7 protein-coding genes are annotated in these 5,468 nt (G+C 34.0%); 5 read left to right on the top strand and 2 right to left on the bottom strand.

The features are described 5' to 3' along the window. The 4 genes from CVN76_RS31955 to CVN76_RS22485 all read left to right on the top strand — a co-directional run. Nucleotides 1-404 (top strand): hypothetical protein (locus CVN76_RS31955; RefSeq protein ID WP_157805760.1); only part of this gene is annotated, 404 nt, incomplete at its 5' end. Then, nucleotides 328-717 carry a hypothetical protein gene (locus CVN76_RS22495; RefSeq protein WP_157805759.1) on the top strand — a complete coding sequence of 130 codons (390 nt, stop codon included), beginning with the start codon at nt 328-330 and terminating at the stop codon, nt 715-717. The genes CVN76_RS31955 and CVN76_RS22495, both read left to right, overlap by 77 nt. Nucleotides 718-736: 19 nt before the next feature. Continuing rightward, nucleotides 737-1,330, top strand: a complete 594-nt coding sequence (locus tag CVN76_RS22490; RefSeq protein ID WP_100533121.1) for a hypothetical protein — start codon at nt 737-739, stop codon at nt 1,328-1,330. Between the two features lie 86 nt (nt 1,331-1,416). Beyond that, entirely contained in the window at nt 1,417-1,914 is a 498-nt protein-coding gene (locus tag CVN76_RS22485) for a hypothetical protein (RefSeq protein ID WP_100533120.1), read from the top strand. Nucleotides 1,915-2,938: 1,024 nt separating this feature from the next. Here CVN76_RS22485 and CVN76_RS32180 read toward each other — a convergent pair. Together CVN76_RS32180 and CVN76_RS22480 are read right to left on the bottom strand one after the other, a co-directional pair. Next, nucleotides 2,939-3,070, bottom strand: a complete 132-nt coding sequence (locus CVN76_RS32180; RefSeq protein ID WP_269800072.1) for a hypothetical protein — start codon at nt 3,068-3,070, stop codon at nt 2,939-2,941. A gap of 379 nt (nt 3,071-3,449) precedes the next feature. Further along, entirely contained in the window at nt 3,450-4,274 is an 825-nt protein-coding gene (locus CVN76_RS22480) for a hypothetical protein (protein ID WP_100533119.1), read from the bottom strand. A 390-nt stretch (nt 4,275-4,664) separates the two neighbouring features. Here CVN76_RS22480 and purU point away from each other — a divergent pair. After that, on the top strand, nt 4,665-5,468 hold an 804-nt coding region (gene purU / locus CVN76_RS22475; RefSeq protein WP_100533123.1), incomplete at its 3' end, for a formyltetrahydrofolate deformylase.

Below are 5,468 nucleotides of genomic sequence, written 5' to 3'. Positions count from 1 at the left end.
AGTTATTACTAGTTGAAGTTGGAAAGGCAGAAACCAAACAAAAATTTGTGGATCAGGTTAATCAAATTCATATTGATGTTGAGAATTATTTGTTAACGCTTGAAAATGATATATTTTATGATTTAAACCAGTATTATGAGTTAAGTGATAAGCTTGGCGAATTAGATATAAAATCGGAACCATACTTTAATAGTGGAATGCGATCTTTAGCCACCAGTTGGCGGTATGGAGATATATTATACTATAGTAGTGGAAGTAAAAATTCCATCGGAGAAAAATCCTACACGGGTCATACAGCAGTTTTATCAACCACAGATTATTATGTTATTGAAGCGTCAAAAACCAAAAATAATGGAGCGAAAGTCCATCATTGGAATCGTAGTAATTTGTGGGGGGGGGGCTAGGGGAATTAAGCAACTTAAAGTAACAAGTAAGCTAGGGAAAGATGCTACTGCTGCTGAACGTAAAAAGGCAGTAAACTACGGTAAGGATCAAATAGGAGAACCATATAAATTAAAAACCACTATATGGTCAACGGATGCCTGGTATTGTTCTAAATTAACAAATGCACAATGGGATTATGCAGGGTATAACTTGCAATCTTCAAGAGCTTTTCATATTGATGGAATCTTGGCAGTAATACCTAATGATATTCTGAATGATGCTAATACTCGAGTGAAAAAGAATTGGGGCACCTCACTTCCGGGTAAAATTTAAAGGAAACTATAGGAGAATTATGAAGAAAAAGTACTTACCTTTAATTTTATTATCTTTTGTGTTTGTTGTGATTGCGTTTGTCTTTTTTAAGAAAGAAAGTACACAAAGAATAGTGGTAAATGGGATCGGGAATTTCAATCCAGTTCCAAGTAACGGAAAAAATTATTTACTGTTTTATCCTGCCGACTTGAGAGTTTCTCAAAAAAATACGATTGTTAAGGAAGTGACAAATCAGGGAGATATAGTACGTGAATATGAAATAAAAGATAGAGATATTAGAAGAATGAGTTTCCATCAAAAACCAAATGATATCAATAAATTGTATATTTCTTTTTTTGGTGAAGCCACTATCGATAATTACTATTTCACCTACAATATTAAAGAAAAAAAATTCACGAAAGTAAACTTGAATTATTTTGAACATAAAGTCGGTGTTGATCATATTATTCATTATGGAGATGATATTTTATTTCAAACGCTTGTCTCACATAAGACTGGAGAGCAAAATGTAAATCTGGAAAATAACGAATTTAATGTATCAATCTCTGATTATTCTATAAAAAAAATTTTGAAACGGAATATGGCCATGTTCCTAAATGGGCTCCTCTCTTAGAATTTAATAATAAAATAATTTATGGAACGAGTGGTCAAGTTAATGAAAAAAATGTATATGAAAATTCAGGGATAGGTGTAATAGATTTGGAAAATCAAACGGTCGAATACAAATTACCAGTCGATACTATAGATTTAACCCCTATTTATTCTACAAAAAATCATGCGTACATTTTAAGTGATTCCGGAAAGATTTTCGTTTATGATAAAAACTTTCATTATAAAGAATACAGTCCATTTGAAGGGATATCTAATCAAGCCACTATTTATAAAGAAGAAAGAGGACCGTTATTTATAGACAGTAATCAAGCGTTATTCAGTATCAATAGTAATGATCAAGGTTCTATGCTGGGGATTATGACATTTAAACCAAAGCCGAATTTTCGACCTATAAAAAAAGATTATCTGAAAACGGATAGTCATTATAGGTTTTTGTATCAAGATATCGAAAGAAAAGAAATTTATTTGCTTAAAATAAATGAAGAAAAAGAAAGTTTACTTGTCATTGATAATCATGCTTTTAACCTTAAAGCAGAAATTCCAGTTGAGAATAGTCATTTGATTGATTTCGTTGTAAAAAATTAACTTTTAGGAAATTAATAATTTGAAAGACACTAGTGTAGCTGTCTTCCTAAAATAAGAGAAACGCCTTAAGGGCGTTCTCACTGTAGACAAAAGGGTTCCAAATTTTATAGATTCGAACCCCTTTTTGAAATTCCCTTAGATTTTTTATAAAAAAAGGAGGTCTTTTTGTGGGAGATATTATATGGCAATTGTTGAATTTTGGAGGGCTTTTGTTATTTATATATTTATTAGTTCTTGTGTTTAAAAAGGTAAGAGGTAAGGAGAAATAGAAATGAAGGAAAATATGTATGTTTTGTAGGCCAGTTACGCGACATAGTAGGTGTACGACTACGATACCTTTTATATAGAGATGAGATAAATATATGCTGCAGAGGTACATAGTTATTTTTATAATAGGCTTCTTATCGACTTTCATTATTCAAGATGATTTTTTCAACCAGCATAACCTTATGCTAAATATATTTTTTAGAATTACTTGGGCGTTATTTTTCTTACTAATTATTTGGTTGTTGCAAAATCATAAAAGGAAAATTGATTGAAAGCGATTATTGTTTGAAACAAGAGGTAATTTCATATGTTAAGCAGTTCCAATCAAGCGATTTATGAGCCAGTTTATATTTTACTTTGCGATCATCATAAGTACTTTAACAATATCTTTCATTACTTATTTGTTTGTTGGATCTTATATGGCGGGAAATGGTTATTAAATGGATGAACATCCAGAGTATAACTTAGTGTTTCATGGTTATGGATTTCCGGATTTAATTTTATTGGATTTCCCATATATATTTTTATCTTTAGCGGCATGTTTAGGTGAAAAAAAATAAATAATATAACAGCATAAAGACACGTCGTTAGCTATTTATATTTAAACTTCTTGCTGTCTCAAAAGGGTAGTAAAACCGGAAGAGAATAAATAGAGAGAGGCTGTAAATGCTGATTTAGCCTCATTTACAGCCTCTTTTTTAGATCTTCTTCCACTGTGAGTTACGGAAGTTCCGCCTCTACATCTCCAAACTGGATATTAATAGTTAGATTTTTTATTACGCTTTTTTCTTTTTACCAAATGGATAATGAAAGAAATTAAAGCAACGAATAATATGAATATAGTAATTTGATATCCTACATCAAACCAATTCACAATTGTTTCATTCATGTTATGCCTCCTCAATCATTGCATTAACTAGGTGATTTAAGCGTTTTCTAGATTTTTAGTCAATTTGAAGTCATTCCAGTACTAAATTCTTTAGGAGTTAAACTTTGTTCAGGGATTGATCTTAGATGGGTTAAAACCGAGGAATGTGTTTGATTTGTTTAAACGTTTACCCTGAAAAACCCCTGTGTTATCTTCTTTTTAATACAATAGCTAATATTAAAGAAAGCTGCAGTGAAATGATAATTAAAAAAGACAACATATAATCACTATCTAACGATGCATCATAGCTAAGGATAAAAAATAACCCTACAGAAATGGTTAGAATGAAAATGAAATTAATAATGATTTGCCTCATGGCCCCTCCCTTTCTAACAACCAATCAATAAGACAGAGTTAATCCATATGGCCTTGTATCTGTTGTATTAGTGGGTGTAATGGATAAACCGGCTGGAAAAACGGACACAGAAGGTGTACCGGAGATTCTTTTATGCCCATACTCTATTTTTATGTTTATTTTACCATTTTTAGATGTTGGAACATATACGTATTGTCCAATATACCCTTTATGCTTAGTCTTACTAGTAGAAGCTTTTATATCATATGAACCAGCCACACCGGCACTTGGCTCCCAATTACTTGGAGAATATTTGATGGTATAATCAATCCATCGCCCATTTCCTTGTTGATCTTGGGAATATCTGTGTTGGTGTTGTGTTACTTTCCCTCCACTAGTTGGTAAATAGAGCCCTGAACTTGAAGGGAAACCAATAGTCATCTTATCAACTAAATTAAATGAAGGTGTCTTTAACCATTGAAAGTTACCGTACACATAAAATTTATCTTCTTTTGATCGATCACTAGTTACTTTATATACCGTTCCGCCTAGTTTTAACGTTGAAGCAGCGATAGTTGCAAATGGTCTAATTTGTACTTGACCAGGCTTGTTGAATTCTGGCAGATATATATCCATGATTTCTGATCCAGTATCAATAACTTGAGCTTCCTCTTCAATTAATTGTTTCGCAATTTCAACAGGTAAATCCTCGGCTTCTTCTTCAGTATTACCAACTTCATTTACAAGATAATCTAACTCTGTATGTGTTAGTCTCTCTTTGCTAACATTTGTACCATTTTCCTCGGCAAAGCCTTCTGTGGCAAAACCAAAAGAAAATAAAAATACTGCTACTATTGATAAATATTTCATTTATTCCTTCTCCTTTTTTCATTTCATACTACTATTCGGCCGATTGAGTTTTTCGATGAAAACCTCAACTTGTACTAAAATTAACATGAATATTGCTTTTTTGAATTCCAATATAGAGATGATAAATTCCAATTTTGAAACAATATCATTTAGTAAATATGGTATATATTTCGGAGAGGAGAGAAAAAGCTGAAAGGAAGAATTGATCAGCTATTTGTATGCAAGTTTCCTCCTATATTCAACTGAACGGTATACTGCTGTTCTATGAAAAATGCCAGAATACTTTGAAATGGGAAGCATCATTCAAACCCATAATGATGACCGACTTTAATTCTGCCCATGACATGAAGTATAATGTAGCAAAATAGTAGAAGGGCAGTTGGGAAAATGGTGAGCAACTTTGTGCAAGGGCAATTAGAGGAATTTCGCGAAAAAAATCAAGATCGGGGCCGTTTGATTATTAAATGTCCGGACCAGCCAGGAATCGTTTCGACAGTTACGGCCTTCCTTAAACAATATGATGCAAATATCGTCGAGTTAAGCCAGTATTCGATGAATCCTGAGGGTGGTACTTTTTTTACGCGGATTGAATTCGATTGCCCAGGATTAAAGGAGAGGGCAGCGGAAATGGAATCGGCTTTTGAAGAGGTTTCGGCAGCATTTTCGATGGAATGGACACTTACGCATGTGAGTGATTTGAAGCGGACGGCGATTTTCGTTTCCAAGGAGCCGCATTGCCTGCTTGAATTGCTATGGGAATGGCAAAGCGGGGATTTGTTGGCCGATATAGCGCTTGTCATCAGTAATCATGAAGATACGAGACAAATTGTCGAATCGATGGGCATTCCTTTTTATTATATTCCTGCAAATAAGGATATTCGTAAGGAAGTGGAGACGAAGCAGCTTGGCCTTCTCGAGGAATTCAATATCGACCTGATTGTGTTAGCGAGGTATATGCAGATCCTGACGCCGGATTTCGTAGCGGCCCATCCGAATAAAATCATCAATATCCATCATTCCTTTTTACCTGCATTCATCGGGGCACGGCCTTATGAACGGGCATATGACCGGGGTGTCAAGCTGATTGGGGCGACCTCACATTATGTGACGAATGACTTGGATGAAGGTCCGATCATCGAGCAGGATATCGAACGTGTCGATCATCGTGATTCGGCAGGGGATATGAAGAAAATC

The sequence above is a fragment of the Bacillus sp. mrc49 genome (genome assembly GCF_002803435.1).
This window is presented reverse-complemented; position numbering and strand designations above follow the sequence as displayed.

Bases quoted from the DNA above. Each gene is read 5' to 3' on its own strand.
- CVN76_RS32180 (WP_269800072.1), bottom strand. From the start codon at position 3,070: ATGAATGAAACAATTGTGAATTGGTTTGATGTAGGATATCAAATTACT.
- CVN76_RS22480 (WP_100533119.1), bottom strand. From the start codon at position 4,274: ATGAAATATTTATCAATAGTAGCAGTATTTTTATTTTCTTTTGGTTTT.
- CVN76_RS22490 (WP_100533121.1), top strand. From the start codon at position 737: ATGAAGAAAAAGTACTTACCTTTAATTTTATTATCTTTTGTGTTTGTT.